The organism is Phenylobacterium sp. (assembly GCF_036677185.1).
Classification (GTDB): Bacteria; Pseudomonadota; Alphaproteobacteria; order Caulobacterales; family Caulobacteraceae; genus Phenylobacterium.
Genome location: NZ_JAKFEN010000006.1, coordinates 30,507 through 49,743, shown reverse-complemented (window position 1 = coordinate 49,743; position 19,237 = coordinate 30,507). Strand labels below are relative to the sequence as shown.

Below are 19,237 nucleotides of genomic sequence, written 5' to 3'. Positions count from 1 at the left end.
CCTTTCGCGGCCTTGAATTTCGGGCCTTCCGCCCGGGACGCCTATATAGAGCGCCCATGAACCTCGTCGTCGTCGAAAGCCCGGCCAAGGCAAAGACCATCAATAAGTACCTCGGGTCCGGCTATATCGTGCTGGCCTCGTACGGACACGTGCGCGACCTTCCAGCCAAGGACGGATCGGTGAAGCCCGACGAGGACTTCGCGATGATCTGGGATGTGGACGCCAAGTCCGCCAAGCGCCTCAGCGACATCGCCGAGGCCGCCAAGGGCGCCGAACGCATCATCCTGGCGACCGACCCCGACCGCGAGGGCGAGGCCATCTCCTGGCACGTGCTGGAGGTGCTTCGGAAGAAGAAGGTCCTCAAGGACGCCAAGGTCGAGCGCGTCGTCTTCAACGCCATCACCAAGACCGCGGTGACCGAGGCGATGAAGAACCCGCGCGATATCGACATGGAGCTGGTGGACGCTTACCTGGCCCGCCGCGCCCTGGACTATCTGGTGGGCTTCACCCTTTCGCCGGTGCTGTGGCGCAAGCTGCCGGGCTCGCGCTCGGCCGGCCGCGTCCAGTCCGTGGCCCTACGCCTGGTGGTCGATCGCGAGATCGAGATCGAGCGCTTCAAGACCCAGGAATACTGGACCGTCGAGGCCGACGTCTCCGCTGGAAGCGATCCGTTCCTGGCTCGACTGGTCAAGCACGACAGCAAGCGGTTGACCAAGTTCGACCTGGGGAACGAGGCCTCGGCCCATGCCGCCCAGGCGGCGGTGAAGGCCGCCACCTTCAAGATCGCCGCGGTCGAGAAGAAGCCCGGCCGGCGCTCGCCCGCCCCGCCCTTCACCACCTCGACCCTGCAGCAGGAGGCCTCGCGCAAGCTCGGCTTCTCCGCCCAGCGCACCATGCAGGCGGCCCAGAAGCTGTATGAAGGCATCGATATCGGCGGCGAGACCGTGGGTCTCATCACCTATATGCGGACCGACGGCATCCAGACCGCGCCCGAGGCCATCGACGAGGCCCGCCAGGTGATCGGCGGCCTCTATGGCAAGGAATACGTTCCCGAGAACGCGCGGATCTACAAGACCAAGGCCAAGAACGCCCAGGAGGCCCACGAGGCCATCCGTCCGACGGCGCTCGCCCGCAACCCGGGCTCCCTGCGCCTGGAAAGCGACCTTGGCCGGCTCTACGAGCTGATCTGGAAGCGGATGATCGCCTCGCAGATGGAGGCCGCCCGCATCGAGCGGACCAGCATCGATCTGGAGAGCGCAGACGGGAAGACCGGCCTGCGCGCCACCGGCCAGGTGGTGCTGTTCGACGGCTACCTCGCCGTCTACGAGGAGGGCCGCGACGACGCGGATGACGAGGAAGGCGGACGCCTGCCCCAGGTCCGCGAAGGCGCCGACGCCAAGGTGGTCGACGCCCGCGCCGACCAGCACTTCACCGAGCCGCCGCCGCGCTATTCGGAAGCCAGCCTGGTCAAGAAGATGGAGGAGCTCGGCATCGGCCGGCCCTCGACCTACGCCTCGGTCCTGACCGTGCTGCGCGACCGCGAATATGTCCGCATGGACAAGAACCGCTTCGTGCCGGAGGACAAGGGACGGCTGGTCACCGCCTTCCTGGAGCAGTTCTTCGCCCGCTACGTGGAGTACGACTTCACCGCCGCCCTGGAGGAGAAGCTCGACCTGGTCTCGGCCGGCGAGCTCAACTGGAAGGCGCTGCTGCGCGAGTTCTGGCAGTCCTTCCACGCCGCGGTCGGCGAGATCGCCGAACTGCGCGTCACCCACGTGCTGGACGCGCTCAACGAGGCGCTCGGCCCGCACATCTTCCCGGAAAAGGCCGACGGCTCCGATCCGCGCGGCTGCCCCACCTGCGGGACCGGCCGGCTGTCGCTGAAGACAGGCAAGTTCGGGGCCTTCATCGGCTGCTCCAACTATCCCGAATGCCGCCACACCCGTCCCATCGCCCAGGCGAGCGACGACGCCGCGACCGAGAGCGCCGACCGCGAACTGGGCGTCGACCCCGTGACCGGCGAGACCGTGTTCCTGAAGGCCGGCCGTTTCGGCCCCTACGTGCAGCTGGGCGAGGGCGACAAGCCCAAGCGATCCTCCCTGCCCAAGGGCTGGTCGGCGGCGGCCATGGACCTGGAGAAGGGACTGCGCCTGTTGCGCCTGCCCCGCGAGGTCGGCGCTCACCCCGAGGACGGCGGCATGATCACCGCCGGCATCGGTCGGTTCGGGCCCTTCGTCCTGCACAATGGCACCTACGCCAACCTGCCGGGTGTCGACGAGGTGTTCGAAGTCGGCCTGAACCGCGCCGTCACCCTGCTGGCCGAGAAGCGCGCCGGCGGCGGACGTCCCGGACGCGGTGAATCCGCGGCGCTGAAGGACCTCGGCCCCCACCCCACCGACGGGGCGCCGGTGAAGATCCTGTCGGGCCGCTACGGCCCCTATATCAAGCACGGCTCGACCAACGCCAACGTGCCCAAGGGCAAGGATCCCCAGGACCTCACCATGGAAGAGGCCGTGGCGCTCATCGCCGAACGCGAGGCCAAGGGCGGCGGCAAGAAGAAGCCGGCCCGCGCCAAGGCCGCGGCCAAGCCCGCCGCGACGAAGAAGGCGCCCGCCAAGAAACCGGCGGCGAAGAAGCCCGCCGCCAAGAAGGCCGTGCCCGCCTAGAGGTCACGGCCCGAGTTCCCGCGAGCCGAACGTCGATTCCCGCGTTAGAAGAGCGGGATGCCCAAGACACGTACGCCGAAATCCGCACGCTTCGCCCCCAAGGGACCGGGGAGGCCCGTCCAGGGCCTGCCAGATCGTGACACCCTGCTCCAGTACGTCCGCGAGGCCCGCGAGACCGGCAAGGCCGATATCGCCAAGGCCTTCGGGCTGAAGGGCGCCGATCGCCGGGCCCTGCGCGACATGCTCAAGGAGCTCGAGGACTCCGGCGCGCTCGGCAAGCGCGGCCGCAAGGCCTTCGCCGAGGCCGGCGCCCTGCCCGAGGTCGGCGTGGTCGACGTGGTGGAAAAGGACGCCGACGGCGAGCTGATGGTCCGCCTGACCAAGGGCGAGGACGCGCCCAGCGTCCGCCTGGCGCCCGACCGCCGCGAAGCCGTGGGTGGCGCGCCCGGCCTGGGCGACCGGCTGCTGGTCCGCTTCACGGTCCTGGAGAACGGCGAGACCGAGGCGCGGATGATCAAGCGGCTGGGCCAGAGCGCCCACCGCATCCTGGGCGTGGTCCGCAAGGCCAACCGCCAGGTCCGCGTCGAGCCCGTGGACCGCAAGTCCAAGGAAAGCCTGCTGCTGGTCCCCGCCGAGGCCGAGAACCTCAGCGACGGCGACCTGGTCCTGGCCCAGGTCAGCGGCGCGGACGGCCGCTACGGTCCCAAGCGCGGCAAGGTGCTGGAGGTGGTCGGCCGGGTCGACCAGCCGCGCGCGGCCTCCCTGATCGCCATCCATTCGCACGGCATTCCCACCGGCTTCACCCAGGCCGCGGAAGCCGAGGCCGAGGTGGCCCAGCCCCCGACCCTCTCGGGCCGCGAGGACCTGCGCGACGTCCCCCTGCTGACCATCGATCCGCCCGACGCCCGCGACCACGACGACGCGGTCTACGCCGAGCCCGACACCGACCCCAAGAACGAGGACGGCTGGATCGTCTGGGTGGCCATTGCCGACGTCGCCGCCTATGTCCGGCCAGGCTCGGCCCTGGACAGGGAAGCCCACGACAAGGGCAACAGCGTCTATTTCCCCGACCGGGTGGAACCCATGCTGCCCGAGCGGCTGTCGGCCGGCCTCTGCTCCCTGCGCCAGGGCGAGAACCGCGCCTGCGTGGCCGTGCGGATGGTGTTCGGCAGGGACGGCCGCAAGCGGTCCCACAAGTTCGTGCGCGGCCTGATGCGCTCGGCCGCCAAGCTCTCCTACGAACAGGCCCAGCGGGCTATCGACGGCTTCCCGGACGACCACACCAACCCGCTGCTGGAGCCGGTGCTGAAGCCGCTCTGGGCCGCCTACCACACCATGCTGAAGGGCCGGATCGCCCGCTCGCCCCTGGCCATCGAGAGCTCGGAGCGGAAGATCGTCATCAGCGCCGAGGGCGAGATCACCTCGATCACCGCCCGGCCCTCGCTGGAGGCCCACCGGCTGATCGAGGAGATGATGGTCCAGGCCAATGTCTGCGCCGCCGAGACCCTGGAGCAGAAGAAGAGCCCGCTGATCTACCGGATCCACGACACTCCCAGCCAGGAGAAGGTCCAGTCCCTCGCGGAATTCCTGCAAACCCTGGGGATCAACTGGGCCAAGGGCGAAGCGCCCCGCACCGACCGGTTCAACAAGCTCTTGGTCGAGACCCGGGAGGGGCCGCACGCCCAGATCGTCAACGAGGTGGTGCTGCGCACCCAGATGCAGGCGATCTACGCCACCGAGAACATCGGCCACTTCGGGCTGAACCTGGACCGCTACGCCCACTTCACCTCGCCGATCCGGCGCTATGCCGACCTGATCGTGCACCGGGCGCTGATCAAGGCCTTGGGCCTAGGCTCAGATGGCCTGACCGACCGGGACATCGCCCAGATGAAGGACACCGCCGAGCGGATCACCTTCGCCGAGCGCCGGGCCATGGCCGCAGAGCGTGACGCCACCGACCGCTATGTGGCCGCCTTCCTCTCCGACCGGATCGGCGCGACCTTCACCGGCCGGATCACCGGGGTGACGCGGTTTGGCCTGTTCATCCGCCTGGACGAGACTGGGGCGGACGGCCTGATCCCCGTCTCCACCCTCGGCGGTGAGTACTTTGTCCACGACGACCGGACCCACGCCCTGGTCGGCGAACGCACCGGCGCGCGCTGGCCGCTGGGCATGACCGTCGAAGTGCGGTTGCGTGAGGCGACGCCGGTCACCGGCGGGCTGCTGTTCGACATGCTGAGCGAGCCGGCCGCCGCCGATCCCAATGCGCCGCGCCCCAGGCTCGGCATGCGCGACCGCCAGTTCTCCGGCCCCAAGCGCGGCGGCGGAGCCGGCAAGAGCGCTTTACCCAAGGGCGTTAGACGCAAGGCCGGCAAGAAGGCCAAGCGCTAACCGGTCCTCCGGGGCCGGGTCAGCCCCAGGACCACCCAGGCCACCAGGGCCCAGCTCGCCCCCAGCGCCCAGCCGCCCAGCACGTCGGTAGGCCAATGGACGCCCAGATAGACCCGGCTGACACCCACGGTCACCACGAACAGGATGGCCAGGCCGAAGATCACCGCCTTGGTGCGCGTCTTGGTCTCGACGCTGGCCAATACCGTGGCCAGGGTGAAGAAGGTGGCCGCCGCCAGCGCCGAATGGCCGCTAGGGAAGCTCTGCGAATAGACGATGCCGCCATGGGTGACCAGCGAGGGCCGCGGCCGGTCGTAGAGCATCTTCAGGAGTTCGCTGGAAATCTGGGCCAGGATCACGGTCGCGCCGAAAATCAACGCTTCCCGCCGCCGGTCGTGGAAGATCAGCAGCAGCACGGCGACCACGGTGGTGATGGTCAGCAGGGTGAAGCCGCCGAGCGCGGTGATGTCGCGCATGGCCTCCTCGAACCAGCGAGGCCCGATGGGATCACTGGGCAGGCCTGGCGTGCGCAGGGCCAGCAGCAGGATCCGGTCGACCTTGTCGGTCTCCCCCTCCCCGACCTCTTCCGCGATGGACAGGAAGAACCACGGCGCGCCCACCACCGCGATCCAGATCGCGAGCGTTCGGGCCTCGGGACGGCGGACGAGGGACCACAGGCGACGGATCATGAGGACATCAACTCCGGTGAAGCTGCTCCGAACCCATTTACCGCTTGGGCGACCCAGATTGACGTAAGGGCGCCGTTCCCAGGCCCCGAGTCCGCCCATACAGTCGTTTCATGAGTCAAACCGAACCTGTCCGGCGTCCTGAAGGACGCCTGCGCGCCGAGGGATCGCGCGCCGTGAAGCCCCGCAACGCCGCCACCTTGATCATCGTGCGGCGCGACCGCAAGACGCCGCAGGTCCTGATGGGCAAGCGCAACAGCGGCCACGACTTCATGCCCGACCTCTGGGTCTTCCCGGGCGGACGCATCGACCGCAGCGATTTCCGCGCGCCCTTCGCCACCGACCTGACGCCCGACGTCGCCGCCCGTTTCGAGGCCCACGTCCCCAAGGCCCGCGGCCGGGCCCTGGCGCTCGCCGCCGTGCGTGAGACCTTCGAGGAAGCCGGCCTGCTGCTGGCCAAGAAGGTCCCGGTCCGGCCGCTGGCCGGGCCCTGGCGCGAGTTCGCGGCCCACGGCGCGGCGCCGGACCTGGAGGCGCTGGACATCGTCGCCCGCGCCATCACCCCGCCGATGCTGGCCAAGCGGTTCGACACCTGGTTCCTGATGGCCGACGCCGAGCGCCTGGTCAGCCTGGACCGCGAGCCGGACTGCGGCGAGTTGGAGGAGATCGCCTGGGTCGACTTCGACGACGCCATCGCCCTGCCCCTGCCCGCGGTCACCCGCACCATGATCGGCGAAGCCGTGAGCCGGATGGCCGACCCCAGCCGGCCGCGGCCCTTCATGCGGTTCGGCAGCGCAAAGACGAAGTTCAGCCACCTCTAACGTTTCAGATGCGAATTATTCGCAACAAGCTTGCGCCAAACTCTCCGCGTTGCTAGTGCGAGTCATTATCGGCGCGCGCGAGGACTGGGATCTTGTCGGCTTCTGAGCTCGTGGGCGCCAAACCGGTCATCAACGAGGACAAGGCGCGGGCCAAGCGCGCGGCCCAGCGGCGCGCCGGCCTGCTGCGCCAGATGGTGCAATGGCACTGGATCAGCGCCGCCATCTGCCTGATCGGCATGCTGCTGTTCGCCATCACCGGCATCACCCTGAACCACGCCGGCGCGATCGAGACCAAGCCGAAGACCGTCGAGGTCCAGGGCCAGCTGCCGCCGGACCTGATCGCCGTCGCCAAGACCGCCCAGGCCTCGAAATCGACCCTGCCCGACCCGATCCGCGCCTGGCTCGCGAAGGAGGTCGGCGCGAAGGCTCCGAGGGCTGCGGCGATCGAATGGACCGACGACGAGGCCTATATCGCCCTGCCCCGCCCTGGAGGCGACGGCTGGGTGACCTTCGACGCGGACGCCGGCAAGGTGATGCACGAGACCACCGACCGCGGCTGGATCGCCTATCTCAACGACCTGCATAAGGGCCGCAATTCGGGACTGGTCTGGAGCCTGTTCCTCGACGTCTTCGCCCTGGGCTGCGTGGTGTTTTGCGTCACCGGCCTGATCCTGATGCAGCTCCATTCCCATGCGCGGAAGATCACTTGGCCCCTGGTCGGGCTGGGCCTGGCGATCCCGCTGCTGCTCGCCCTCCTCTTCATCCACTGACCGGAGTCTCCATGCGCCTGCCCGTCTACACCGCCGCCCTCACCGGCCTCCTGGCGACGCCCGCCGCCGCGGCGGACCTGGAGCTCAGCCTGGAGATCCCGCGGCTGACGGTGGCGGAGTATCACCGGCCCTATGTCTCGGTCTGGGTCGAGACGCCCGACAAGACCGCCGTGAAGACCCTGGCGGTCTGGTACGACGTCAAGCTGAAGAACCAGGAAGGCCAGAAGTGGCTGAAGGACATGCGCCAGTGGTGGCGTCGCGCCGGCCGCGACATGACCCTTCCCGCTGACGGCGTCAGCGCCGCGACCCGCGCGCCCGGCAAGCACCAAGTGGTGTTCAAGGCCGGGGCCTCGCCGCTGGGGGCCCTGCCCGCCGGGCAGTACAACCTGGTGGTCGAGGCCGCCCGCGAGGTCGGCGGGGTCGAGGTGCTGCGCGCGCCCTTCCAGTGGCCGCCCAAGGCCAAGGCCTCCTCGTCCGCCGAGGGCGAAACCGAACTCGGCGCCCTCGCAGTCACTGTCAGGCCGTGAACTCCAGAAGGGTCTTCCCAATGATCTCGGTTCGTCGCGGCGCTCTCGCCGTCCTGTCGGCCGCCGCCCTGCTCGCGGTCCCGGCCGCCGCCAGCGCGCACCGCCAGTGGCTGCTGCCCTCGTCCACAGTCCTGTCGGGGGCCGATCCCTGGATCACCGTCGACGCGGCGGTCTCTAACGAGCTCTTCTATTTCGACCACAACCCGATGCGGCTGGACTCGATGACCGTCACCGCGCCGGACGGGTCGAAGGGCGAGATCAAGAATGGCGCGACCGGCAAGTACCGCAGCACCTTCGACGTCCAGCTCGACAAGCCCGGCACCTACCGGATCGGCACGTCCAGCGATGGTCTCATGGCCGCCTACAAGCTGAACGGCGAAGCCAAGCGCTGGCGCGGAACCGCCGCCGAGCTGGCCACGGCCATCCCCAAGGAGGCGACCGAGGTCAAGCTCACCCAGGCCTCGCGCCGGGTCGAGATCTTCGCCACCCGCGGCGCCCCGACCAAGGATGTCCTGAAACTCACCGGCCAGGGCCTGGAACTGGACCCGGTGACCCACCCCAACGATCTGGTCGCCAGCGAGCCCGCTGTCTTCAAGCTGGTGCTGGACGGCAAGCCCGCCGTAGGCCTGGAGGTCAATGTGGTCCCCGGCGGCAATCGCTACCGCGCCGCCACCGGCGAGATGAAGCTGACCACCGACGCCCAGGGGGCGGTGACCATCAAGTGGCAGGGCGCTGGCATGTACTGGCTGGAGGCCACGTCGCGTGGCGGTAAGTCCAGTATCCCCAACGCCGAGCGCAGCGCCGCCTATGTCACCACCCTGGAAGTCCTGCCGGACTAGGGCGTTGAACCGCGTCGCGATTCCTCTGGACATCGCGCCGCCGGCCGCGCGGCTTCGCGGCGCGACCGTGGTCGAGTTCGGCGGGCCGACCATGGGCGTGTCCTGGCGCGTCAAGGCCGTGGCGCCGCCCGGCTTCGACCTCGCCAAGGTTCAGGCGCGGGTGCAGGCGGCGCTGAACGCCGTCGTCGCCCAGATGAGCCCGTGGGAACCCGGCTCGGACATCAGCCGCTTCAACGGCGCGCCGGCCGGCGCCTGGATGGACCTGCCGGACGCCTTCCAGCACGTGCTCCACCGCGCCCTGCGCTGGGCGGAGGTCAGCGGCGGGGCCTTCGATCCCGCCATCGGCCGCCTGGTGGACCTGTGGGGCTTCGGCCCGCCCGGACCGGTGGAGGCTCCGCCCTCCGACTCCGCGATCATCGCGGCGCTCGCCGCCGGCGGCTGGGACCGGCTGGCCCACGATGGCCGTCGGATCTTCCAGCCCGGTGGCCTGGCCCTGGACCTCTCCGGCATCGCCAAGGGCTTCGGGGTCGACGAGGTCTCCGCGGTGCTGACGCGCCTGGGGCTGGTCGACCACCTCGTGGAGATCGGCGGCGAGTTGCGAGGTGAAGGGCTCAAGCCCGACGGAGAGCCCTGGTGGGCGGAGATCGCCGCCCCGCCCGGCCTGGCCCTGCCCGGGGGACCGATTCTGGCGGCCCTGCACGGCCTGTCCGTCGCCACCTCGGGCGACTACCGCCGCGTCCTGGAGCACGACGGCCGGCGCTACGCCCACACCCTGGATCCGCGCACAGGGCGACCCGTGGAGGCCGGTCTTCGCTCGGTCAGCGTGATCGCGGCGACCTGCATGGACGCCGACGCCCTCTGCACGGCGCTGGGCGTGCTGGGGCCCGACGACGGCGCCCGGTTCGCCGCCGCGCAGGAGGTCGCCGCCCACCTGCTGGTCGAGGACGAGGGCGGACTCCGCGAGATCATCTCCCCGGCCCTTGCCGCCCTGCTCGACTGAGCCCCCCGTCGCTCACAAGGTTGCCGTGGCGGCGAGGTCAGGGCACAGATTACACCCTGCGGTGGCGGCTCAGGGTGATCGACATGTACGGCAAGGTTCTGCTCGGCGTCCTGGGCGCCGTCCTGCTCTCGGGCGCCGCGCTGGCGCAGACCCCGGTCGCCGACCTCGCCAAGCCGCCGGCGGACGCCCGGCATTTCATCATCGCCTCACCCGGCGGCAAGCACGGCGACTCCTGGAGCTGGGTCGCGGCCGATGGAACCCGCATGGCGCGCGAGAGCATGAACCTGCGCGGCCAGGTCTGGGAGGTGGACTATGCCGGCAAGCCGGGCCCCGACGGCCTGCCGCTCGCCGTGACGATCCGCGGGGCCACCCCGCAGGGCGACGCGGCCGAAACCTTCACGGCCGCGGGCGGGACCGCCCAGTGGAAAAGCCCGGTCGACGCCGGCAGCGCCATGGCCGGCGGCGCCTTCTATGTCAGCCAGGGCGGTCCGATGGACGCCAGCGCCTGGTTCGTCGAGCGCCTGCTCGCCAAGCCCGACAAGACCCTCGCCCTGCTGCCCGGCGGCCAGGCGCGGGCGGAGAAGGCGGCCAGCCTCGAGATCGGCCAGGGCGCCCAGCGCCAAACCGTCAACCTCTGGGCCATATCCGGCATCTCCAACTCGCCGATCTTCGCCTGGGCCGACGCCAAGGACCGCTTCTTCGGCGTCACATCGGGCCTGGCCTGGCTGCCAGAAGCCTATGCCGGCGAGCGCCAGCGGATGCAGGACGCCCAGGCCGCGGCGGCCGCCAAGCAGGCCCCGGGCTTCATCAAGGCCCTGGTCCAGGCGCCCGCCGGGCCAGTGGCCTTCACCGATGTGCGGATCTTCGACGCCGACAACCTGCGCTTCGTGTCCGACCAGACGGTGATCGTGGACAAGGGGCTGATCACCGCCGTGGGACCCGCGGCCTCGACCAAGGCGCCCGCCGGAGCCCGCGTCATCGACGGCAAGGGCAAGACCCTGACGCCCGGCCTGTGGGACAGCCACATGCACGTGGGCGACGACTATACGGGCCTGCAGGAGCTCTCGATGGGGGTCACCTCGTTCCGCGACCCCGGCAACAACGACGCTCTGACCCTCGACCGCCGGACCCGCCGCGCCGCCGGCCAGCTGCTGTTCCCGAACGTCTATTCGTCGGCGCTGATCGACGGCAAGGGCCCCTACACCGCCCAGGTCGCCAATGTCGCCGCCAGCGAGGCCGAGGCCGTCGCCCTGGTCGCCGCCGCCAAGGCCAAGGGTTTCGTCGGAGTGAAGTTCTACGGCACCCTCAACCCCGCCTGGCTGCCGGCCGCCGTCGCCGAGGCGCACAGGCTGGGCCTGCACGTCCATGGCCACATTCCCGCGGGGATCCGTCCCCTCGACGCGATCAACGCCGGCTACGACGAGGTCACCCACATCAACTGGGTGATGATGCAGGCGATGCCGGACAACATCATCCCGGTGTCGAACGGCATCGCCCGGTTCCAGGGCCCGGGGCGCTACGCCAAGGACGTGGACCTCGACGGCCCGGCGATGAAGGCCATCATCGAGGCCATGGCCAAGAAGAAGGTCTACAGCGATCCGACCATGGTCGCCTTCGAGGGCCTCTATGTGCCTGAGAACGGCGACCTCTCGCCGTCCTATACGCCCTTCGCCGGCACCTTGCCGCCGGCCACGGAGCGCGCCTTCCGTAGCGGCGGCTTCGCGCCGCCGGCCGGGGTCACCCGCGCCGACTACCGCGCCAGCTGGGCCAAGATGGTCGAGCTACTGGGCCACATGCACAAGGCCGGCGTCCCCATCGTCGCGGGCACCGACGGGTCGGGCCTGGAGCTCGTCCACGAACTCGAGATCTATGTGGAGGCCGGTTTCAGCCCCGCTGAGGCGCTGGCGGCCGCGACCATCGTGCCCGCCCGTTTGGTGGGCCAGGCGGCGAAGACCGGCTCCATCAAGGTCGGCAAGGCGGCTGATCTGGTGCTCGTCGAGGGCGACCCGTCGACCCGCATCGGCGACCTGCGCCAGACCCGCCTGGTCATGTTGGACGGCCAACTCCTGGACGCCGACGCGCTACGCAAGGCGGCGGGCTTCTCCGGCCGGCCGCGCTAGGCGACCTAGAGCTTGCAGGCGAGATAGAGGTGCGTCTGCCAGGCTGAGGAAAATATCCCGCCGTTGGCGGCGACGGCGCCGGCCAGGGCGTCGAACAGGGCGAACCGAGGACCCTCGGCCAGGAAGTGGTAGCTGGAATCGGTGCGCAGATAGCGGCCGAAGGTTTCGGGGTCTAGGTCCCAGGTCCAGGCGTAGCCGCGATGCATGGCGGGCCCGAACAGGGCCGAGCGGGCGAACATCCCGGCGAAGGGGCCGCTGGGCAGATAGGCCGCCTGGGACGGCGGCTGGCCCCAGACCTCCGGCGCATGGCGGTCGAAGGCCGCCTTGAACGGCGCCTCGAAGGCCTCGGGAACCGCCATGGGCACGTGGCCGAACACCGCCAGCCAGCCGCCGGAGCTCAGCGCCTCGGCGGCCTTGGAGAAGGCGATCTCGCGCGGGATCCAGTGCCAGGCCTGGGCCGAAGCCACCAGGTCGAAGCCTTCCGGCTCCAGCTCATAGTCTTCGAACCGTGCGACGACATATTCGACATTGGCCGCCCCGACCTTCCGGCGGGCTTCGTCGACCAGCCGGGCTCCGGGATCGAGCGCCACCACGGACCGCGCCCGCGTCGCCAGGTCGCCGGTCGCCTGGCCGCCGCCACAGCCGACCTCCAGGACCCGGGTCCGCGGGGTCAGGGCGCCCAGCGCCGCCAAGTCGTCATAGAGCGCCGCCGGATAGCCTGGGCGGACGGCGGCGTAGGTCTGCGCCACCTTGTCGAAGGACGCCTTCTACGCCAGGGCGAGCGGCGCGGCGTCGATGCTGGACATGGCCAGGTCCCTTCCCGTATCCGCGGCCAGATTGGGCGGGGCGGTTCACGGCGACAAACGACCATTGCGCCGTTTTGTTGTGAGCCCACGTCACAGACTATCGGGTCGCCGAAGCCCAATCCGATGCGGGAGGCCCCTAGCTGCGCGCCCTGCATTGACTTTGGGTTCGGGATTCGTATTGTCCGCGGCTCTTTCGAACACCTGCCGGTCTTGCCGGCCCCGCGAGGACCGACCATGGCGAAGCCCGCCTCCATCAAGATCCGCCTGAACTCGTCGGCGGACACCGGCTACTTCTACGTGACGAAGAAGAACGCCCGCACCAAGACCGACAAGCTGGTCATGAAGAAGTATGACCCGGTCGTGCGCAAGCACGTCGAATTCAAGGAAGGCAAGATCAAGTAGGCTCGAAGCCTCGATCTTTCCGTCTGTGAAAACGCCCGGTCGAAAGACCGGGCGTTTTTCGTTGTCAGCTCCGCTTCGGCTTGCCCAGCAACGAGAGCAGCAAGCCGACGACGGTGACGCCGAACAGGATCCCGATGATCAGGGTCAGGCGCTGCTCACGGGCGCTGATCTCACCACCAGCCTTCATGGCGTCGCCGTAGTGGCCAAAGAACGACATCCAGAACATCGCGCAGGCGAACCCCCAGCCGGCGCTCAGCCAGCGCTCCACGCCCCGGCGCAAGGCCAGCACCCCGCCGACCACCAGCAGCGTTGCGGCTAGGTAGTCGACCACCCAGAACGGCCACCACTGCCAGTCGCCCCAGTTGCGGACCGCTTCCAGCGCGCCGAGCACCAACCCGAATACGATAGCCAGCCATGCCGATGTCTTGATCATGCCAATCCTTCCCGACCTGCGAGGAAGCTTGGCTATTGGCGCTCGGTTTGAAAAGGGCTTCGAAGCTAAGCCGCCCGCGCGATGACCTTGTTGCGGCCTGAGGCCTTGGCCTCGTAGACGGCCTCGTCGGCGCGCTTGAGCAGGTGCTCGGGGGTGTCGTCGGCGCCCAAGGTGGCGGCGACCCCGATCGAGATGGTCACCGTCAGCAGCTCCGAGCCGCCCATCACCCGGAAGGGCGAGCCGGCCACGTGCAGGCGGATGCGCTCTGCGATCCGCTCGGCGTCCTCGATCTTGGTGTCGGGCATGACCACCACGAACTCCTCGCCGCCGTAGCGGCACGGCAGGTCGATGGCGCGGACGTTGGAGGCCAGGCGCACGGCGAACTCGCGCAGCACCTCGTCACCGACGTCATGGCCATAGCCGTCGTTGATCTTCTTGAAGTGATCGATGTCGATCAGCAGGCAGGCGACCTCGTCGCCGCCGAGCGCCGCGCGCTTCACCAGGGCCTCGAGCTGTCCCACCATGTAGCGGCGGTTGTGCAGGCCGGTGAGCTGGTCGGTGACCGCCAGTTCCAGCGAATGGTCGAGATTGTCGCGCAGATAGTCGGTGTAGCGCTTGCGGCGGATCTGGGTGCGCGCGCGCGCCGCCAGTTCCTGCGGATCGATGGGCTTGGAGAGCACGTCGTTGACGCCGATCTCCAGGGCCTTCACCAGCCGCGAACGTTCGTCGAAGTCCACCACCGCCAGGATCGGCAGATGGCGGGTGGCCTCGTCCGAACGCAGCTGGGCGGCGAAGCGCAGGCCGTCGAAGGACCGCGCCGTCGCGTTGATGATGATCAGGTCGACCGGCCCCTTGGCGGTCATCATGGCCTTTTCCGGCGAGGTCTCGATCACCGGGCGGTGCTCGATGGCCAGTTCGGCGGCCACCCGCTGGGCCTGGCGCTCGTGGTCGTCGACGATCAGCACCCGGCCGCCCGTGCCGCCCAGGCGCGAAGAGGCGCCGGCGATGACACCCATCCGGCGGCCCGAGGCCTCCCGGTCGCGCAGCTCGTCGATCACCATCTTCAGCCGGGTCAGGCTGCGCACGCGGGCGAACAGCATGACGTCGTCGATGGGCTTGGTGAGGAATTCGTCGGCGCCGGCCTCGAGGCCGGCGATGCGGTCGGCGCGGCCGTCCAGGGCCGTCACCAGCACCACGGGCACGTGGCGGGTCTCGGGATCGTCCTTCAGCCGGCGGCAGACCTGGAAGCCGTCCATGCCCGGCATCATCACGTCCAGCAGCACGATGTCGGGCTTCTCGGCCGCGGCGATGGCCAGCGCCGTCGGGCCGTCATAGGCCGTCAGCACCTCGTAGTACTCGGCCGTCAGCTTGGCTTCGAGGAGCCTGACGTTCGCCTCGATGTCATCGACCACGAGGATACGGGCGGACATGGCGACTAGCCCAGCAAGCGGCGGATGGTGTCGAGGAAGTGCGACACCGAAATGGGTTTGGAGATATAGGCCTCGCAGCCGCCTTCGCGAATACGTTCCTCGTCGCCCTTCATGGCGAAGGCGGTGACGGCCACGACCGGGATGTGGGCGAGCTCGTCGTCTTCCTTCAGCCACTTGGTGACTTCCAGGCCCGAGATCTCGGGGAGCTGGATGTCCATGAGGATCAGGTCGGGGCGATGCTCACGCGCCAGGGCTAGGGCCTGCAATCCCTCGCGGGTCTGCAGGGTTTCGTAACCCTGGGCGTCGAGCAGATCATGAAATAGCTTCATGTTCAGCTCGTTATCCTCGACGATGAGGACTTTCTTGGCCATTGACGTCCCGACGATGCCGTCGAGGCTGCGCGAATCGGACGCCGCCCCCACCATTGGGACCTTGATCACACGGATATCCTTAAACTCGCGTTAGTCGCGATGGAGCGCTCACTGACGGACACCCCGCCCCCCGCCCCCCGGCCGGCCAAGCCGCCGAACCTGGCCGACCTCGGCGTCGATCCCGCCAAGCCGCTGCTGCTGGTGGACGTCGACGAGGTGCTGGGCCTGTTCATGGAAGGCTTCGGCCGGTTCCTGGAGGGGCGCGGCCTGGAGTTCCGGGTCGATCGCTTCGCCCTGTTCCAGAACATCTACCGGCCCGGCGAGGCTGAGCACCTGCCCATCGAAGATGGCCGGACGCACTTCGAAGACTTCTTTCGCTATGGCTGCGGCGACATGGAGCCGGCCCCCGGCGCGGTCGAGGCCCTGCGCGCCTTGTCGCGCCAGGCCAGCGTGGTGATCTTCACCAACGCCCCTGGTCCCGCGCGGCTGGCGCGGGCGCGCTGGCTGGGTCGTCACCGGATGGACTACCCGCTGGTGCTCAACACTGGCCCCAAGGGCCCGCTGGCGGCGGGCATGGCCCGTCAGGTTCGCGCGCCGGCCGTCTTTGTCGACGACCTGATGTCCAATCTCGACTCGGTGGCCGAGAGCGCGCCGCATGTGATCCGCTTCCAGATGGTGGCCGACAGGCGGCTGCAGCCGCTCGCCCCCTCCGCGCCGGATCGCCACACCCGGATCGACGACTGGGACGAGCTGCGCGCGGCCATTGAGGCGGCGATCAGCTAGCGACGCGGCCCCTCAGGTCAGGTCTTCGGCTTGGGCGCGGGCAGGGCCGCGGGGGCGATCGTCCCGGCCGGCGGCCGTTGGGTGAGCTCGGTCTCGATGATCACCTCGACCTCGTCGCCGACCCCGAAGTTCGAGCCAGGCGCTGGAACGCCGTAGGTCATGCCGAACTCCGAGCGCTTCAGGGCGCCGCGCGCCGAGAAGCCGATCCGCGAGCCCTTGGGGTCCATGGCATGGGCGGCCAAGCCGCCGTTGAAGGTGACGTCCAGGGTCAAGGGCTTGGTGACGCCACGCAGGGCGAGGTCGCCGGTGACCCTGGCGGTGTTGGCGCCCGTGGTCTCCACCCTGGTGGACTTGAAGGTCATCTGCGGGAATTTCGCGGCGTCCAGGAAGTTCGGGCCGGCGAGTTCGCCGTCGAAGTTCAGCTTGGTCGGCTCGGGATAGTCGGTTTCCAGAGAGCGGGGATCGATGGCCACGGAGACGCTCATGGCCGCCGGATTGGCCGGATCGAACTGCAGGTCGCCAGTGACCTTGGTGAAGCGGGCCGTGTAGTGCGACAGCCCCATGTGGTTGACCCGGAAGATGACGCTGGTGTGGTCCAGATCGACGATGTAGGCGCCCGAGGGCGCGGTGTTGGTCACCGCAGCCGCCGCCGCGGCGGCCGGCGGCTTGGCGTCTTCCGCCTTCTCGGCGGGCTTGGGCGAACAGGCGACCGCGCCGACCGTCGCCAATAGGGCGCAGGCCCACAATACAGGTCTCATGGCAGCTATCCTTTGGGGAGGGGGGAGGATCTGGTGGATTCGAGTAACACCTCAGGGTGGCGCCGCAAAGATGGCCGAACCGAGCCGCGCGCCATTGAACTTCCCGTCGAAACGGAACAAACCATGACCCCATGATCCGCATCGGGGTGGATTTCGGCGGCACCAAGATCGAGGCTGCGGCGCTCGACGCCGATGGCCGTTTCCTGGCGCGCGTGCGCGGCGCCTCGCCAAGAACCTATGAGGCCGGACTGGAGGCCGTGGGCGAGCTGGTGGCCGAGGCCGAACGCCAGGCGGGTGCGTCCGCGCGCCGGATCGGGGTCGGTGGGCCGGGCTCGCCCTCCCCCGCCACGGGCCTGATGCGCAACGCCAACTCCACCGAGCTGAACGGCCACCCCTTCCCGCAGGACCTGGCGCGGGCGCTCGGGCGACCGGTACGCTACGCCAACGACGCCAACTGCCTGGCCCTGTCCGAGGCGACCGACGGCGCGGGCGCCGGCGAGCGCACCGTGTTCGCCGCCATCCTCGGCACCGGCTGCGGCGCGGGGATCACCGTCGATGGCCGGGTCTTGGAAGGCCGAAACGGCTTCGCCGGCGAATGGGGTCACATGCCCCTGCCCTGGCCCGCTGACGACGAACATCCCGGCCCCACCTGCTGGTGTGGGCGGCTGAGCTGCATGGAGCTCTGGGTCTCTGGGACCGGCTTCGCCCGCGACGCCGGGGCGGTCAACGGCGAGGCGGCGACCGCCGCCGCCCGCGCCGGGGAGGCCCGGGCCGCCGCAGCCCTCGGCCGCTATGTGGACCGGCTCGCCCGCGGCCTGGCGGTGGTCTGCGATGTGATCGACCCCGACGTGATCGTCCTGGGCGGCGGGATGTCGAACCTTCCCGAACTCTATGACCGGCTGTCCGGCGCCATCGCGCCCAGGGTCTTCTCCGACGTCTTCACCACCCCGGTGCGCCGCGCCTTGCACGGCGACTCCTCGGGCGTGCGGGGGGCCGCCTGGCTCTGGCCGGCGCCATGAGCGCCCTCTGCCGCGACTGTTTCGCCAAGGGCGATTTCGCCCGCCGCTGCCCGGCCTGCGGCTCACCCAGGGTCGTCGCCCATCCCGAGCTCGACCTCCTCTCCATCGCCCATATGGACTGCGACGCCTTCTACGCCTCGGTGGAGAAGCGCGACGACCCGTCCCTGCGCGACAAGCCGCTGATCGTCGGAGGCGGCAAGCGCGGCGTGGTCACCACCTGCTGCTACATCGCCCGCATCTCCGGCGTCCGCTCGGCCATGCCGATGTTCAAGGCCCGCCAGCTCTGCCCCCAGGCCGTGATCCTCAAGCCCGACTTCACCAAGTACCGCACCGAGAGCCGGCGGATCATGGAGATGGTCCGCGCGCTCACCCCCCTGGTCCAACCACTGTCGCTGGACGAGGCCTGGATGGACCTCTCGGGCACCGAGCGCCTGCACAAGGCTCCGCCCGCCGAGACCCTGGCGCGGTTGCAGGCCAGGATCGAGGCCGAGATCGGCATCACCGTCTCCATCGGGCTGGCGCCCAACAAGTTCCTGGCCAAGATCGCTTCGGACCTCGACAAGCCCCGCGGCTTCTCGGTGATCGGCGGGGCCGACGCGGAGAGCTTCCTTGGCCCCAAGCCCGTGGGGATCATGCCCGGCGTCGGCCCGGCCATGGTCAAGTCCATGGAGGCCGCGGGCTATCGCACCGTCGGCGACCTGGCTCGCGCCGACATCCGGGATCTGGCCGAGCGCTTCGGCGCCTATGGCCTGAAGCTGGCCGAGCTCTCCCGCGGCCGCGACAACCGGGCGGTCAATCCCAACGAGGAGCGCAAGAGCATCAGCGCCGAAACGACCTTCAACGACGACCTGCGCACGGTGGAGGACCTGGAGGCCATGCTGGCCCCGCTCTGCGAAAAGGTCGGCCGCCAAGCCCGCGCCGCGGGCCTGGCCGGCCGCGTGGTGACGCTGAAGCTGCGGAGCACCGACTTCAAGATCCTCACCCGGCGGCGGGCCATTCCGGTGCCCACCCAGACGGCCAAGACCCTGTTCGCCATCGGACGCGAGCTGCTGGCCAAGGAAGCCAAGGGCCAGCCCTGGCGGCTGATCGGCATCGGCATCGCCGAACTGACCCCGGCGCAGACCCTGGAGCACGATCTGTTCTCCGGCGACGAGCGCCGCGCCCTGCTCACCGAAACCACGATCGACGCGCTGCGAGCCCGATTCGGACCCGGAGCGCTCGCCTCTGGGCGCGCGTTCCGCTCGAAAACCTCACCCGAGGATTGAGCGCGCGGCCCGCTGGCGCCTTTCGGCGCGGCAAAAAGGCGCTGTTGGCGCATTCGGGATGGTCGCTAACGATTTCAACCCTTCCATACGGCCATCTTTTCCATATCTAATCCGTAGATAGAGCGACCCCGTGGTCGCCAGGAGACCTGTTCC

At 69.4% G+C, this 19,237-nt stretch carries 18 protein-coding genes; 12 read left to right on the top strand and 6 right to left on the bottom strand.

Going from position 1 to position 19,237, the window contains the following annotated elements; translation table 11 throughout:
• Positions 1–56 precede the first annotated feature (56 nt).
• On the top strand, positions 57–2,666 hold the full coding sequence (gene topA, locus V6M51_RS00455; RefSeq protein WP_332763677.1) for a type I DNA topoisomerase: 2,610 nt from the start codon (positions 57–59) through the stop codon (positions 2,664–2,666).
• A 57-nt stretch (positions 2,667–2,723) separates the two neighbouring features.
• Positions 2,724–5,057, top strand: a complete 2,334-nt coding sequence (gene rnr, locus V6M51_RS00450; RefSeq protein WP_332763675.1) for a ribonuclease R — start codon at positions 2,724–2,726, stop codon at positions 5,055–5,057.
• On the opposite strand, the gene V6M51_RS00445 is transcribed toward rnr, so the two are convergent.
• Positions 5,054–5,743 (bottom strand): phosphatase PAP2 family protein, encoded by a 690-nt coding sequence (locus tag V6M51_RS00445; RefSeq protein ID WP_332763673.1) that lies wholly within the window; start codon positions 5,741–5,743, stop codon positions 5,054–5,056. The two genes, rnr and V6M51_RS00445, sit on opposite strands and share 4 nt — an antisense overlap.
• Positions 5,744–5,916: 173 nt before the next feature.
• Here V6M51_RS00445 and V6M51_RS00440 point away from each other — a divergent pair, with 173 nt between their 5' ends.
• The 6 genes from V6M51_RS00440 to V6M51_RS00415 all read left to right on the top strand — a co-directional run bounded on the left by V6M51_RS00440 (position 5,917) and on the right by V6M51_RS00415 (position 11,817).
• A complete protein-coding gene (locus V6M51_RS00440) occupies positions 5,917–6,561 on the top strand; it encodes an NUDIX hydrolase (RefSeq protein ID WP_332763672.1) in 645 nt (214 codons plus the stop codon).
• Positions 6,562–6,653: 92 nt separating this feature from the next.
• Entirely contained in the window at positions 6,654–7,331 is a 678-nt protein-coding gene (locus V6M51_RS00435; protein WP_332763671.1) for a PepSY-associated TM helix domain-containing protein, read from the top strand.
• 11 nt (positions 7,332–7,342) lie between these two features.
• A complete protein-coding gene (locus tag V6M51_RS00430) occupies positions 7,343–7,858 on the top strand; it encodes a DUF2271 domain-containing protein (protein WP_332763670.1) in 516 nt (171 codons plus the stop codon).
• A gap of 20 nt (positions 7,859–7,878) precedes the next feature.
• On the top strand, positions 7,879–8,697 hold the full coding sequence (locus V6M51_RS00425; protein WP_332763669.1) for a DUF4198 domain-containing protein: 819 nt from the start codon (positions 7,879–7,881) through the stop codon (positions 8,695–8,697).
• 4 nt (positions 8,698–8,701) lie between these two features.
• Positions 8,702–9,697, top strand: coding sequence for an FAD:protein FMN transferase (locus tag V6M51_RS00420; RefSeq protein ID WP_332763668.1), 996 nt, complete (start codon positions 8,702–8,704; stop codon positions 9,695–9,697).
• Between the two features lie 83 nt (positions 9,698–9,780).
• Positions 9,781–11,817, top strand: a complete 2,037-nt coding sequence (locus tag V6M51_RS00415) for an amidohydrolase family protein (RefSeq protein WP_332763824.1) — start codon at positions 9,781–9,783, stop codon at positions 11,815–11,817.
• A gap of 5 nt (positions 11,818–11,822) precedes the next feature.
• Here V6M51_RS00415 and V6M51_RS00410 read toward each other — a convergent pair whose 3' ends face one another.
• A complete protein-coding gene (locus V6M51_RS00410) occupies positions 11,823–12,566 on the bottom strand; it encodes a class I SAM-dependent methyltransferase (RefSeq protein ID WP_332763666.1) in 744 nt (247 codons plus the stop codon).
• Positions 12,567–12,857: 291 nt separating this feature from the next.
• Between V6M51_RS00410 and rpmG the strand changes: the two genes are divergently transcribed.
• Complete coding sequence (rpmG, locus tag V6M51_RS00405) at positions 12,858–13,025, top strand: 50S ribosomal protein L33 (protein WP_254836926.1); 168 nt, start codon at positions 12,858–12,860, stop codon at positions 13,023–13,025.
• 64 nt (positions 13,026–13,089) lie between these two features.
• On the opposite strand, the gene V6M51_RS00400 is transcribed toward rpmG, so the two are convergent.
• From V6M51_RS00400 to V6M51_RS00390, 3 genes are all read right to left on the bottom strand, one after another.
• Positions 13,090–13,458 carry a hypothetical protein gene (locus V6M51_RS00400; RefSeq protein WP_332763664.1) on the bottom strand — a complete coding sequence of 123 codons (369 nt, stop codon included), beginning with the start codon at positions 13,456–13,458 and terminating at the stop codon, positions 13,090–13,092.
• Positions 13,459–13,523: 65 nt separating this feature from the next.
• Positions 13,524–14,888, bottom strand: a complete 1,365-nt coding sequence (locus V6M51_RS00395) for a PleD family two-component system response regulator (RefSeq protein ID WP_305761913.1) — start codon at positions 14,886–14,888, stop codon at positions 13,524–13,526.
• Positions 14,889–14,893: 5 nt separating this feature from the next.
• A complete protein-coding gene (locus V6M51_RS00390) occupies positions 14,894–15,259 on the bottom strand; it encodes a response regulator (protein ID WP_215340030.1) in 366 nt (121 codons plus the stop codon).
• 99 nt (positions 15,260–15,358) lie between these two features.
• Here V6M51_RS00390 and V6M51_RS00385 point away from each other — a divergent pair, with 99 nt between their 5' ends.
• Positions 15,359–16,042, top strand: a complete 684-nt coding sequence (locus V6M51_RS00385; protein WP_332763662.1) for a hypothetical protein — start codon at positions 15,359–15,361, stop codon at positions 16,040–16,042.
• Positions 16,043–16,059: 17 nt separating this feature from the next.
• Here V6M51_RS00385 and V6M51_RS00380 read toward each other — a convergent pair whose 3' ends face one another.
• Positions 16,060–16,800, bottom strand: coding sequence for a YceI family protein (locus V6M51_RS00380; RefSeq protein ID WP_332763661.1), 741 nt, complete (start codon positions 16,798–16,800; stop codon positions 16,060–16,062).
• A 131-nt stretch (positions 16,801–16,931) separates the two neighbouring features.
• On the opposite strand from V6M51_RS00380, the gene V6M51_RS00375 reads away from it, so the two are divergent.
• Both V6M51_RS00375 and V6M51_RS00370 read left to right on the top strand, forming a co-directional pair.
• Positions 16,932–17,819 (top strand): ROK family protein, encoded by an 888-nt coding sequence (locus V6M51_RS00375; RefSeq protein ID WP_332763660.1) that lies wholly within the window; start codon positions 16,932–16,934, stop codon positions 17,817–17,819.
• Positions 17,816–19,084, top strand: a complete 1,269-nt coding sequence (locus V6M51_RS00370; RefSeq protein WP_332763659.1) for a DNA polymerase IV — start codon at positions 17,816–17,818, stop codon at positions 19,082–19,084. Before V6M51_RS00375 ends, V6M51_RS00370 begins: the two co-directional genes overlap by 4 nt.
• Positions 19,085–19,237: the final 153 nt, after the last annotated feature.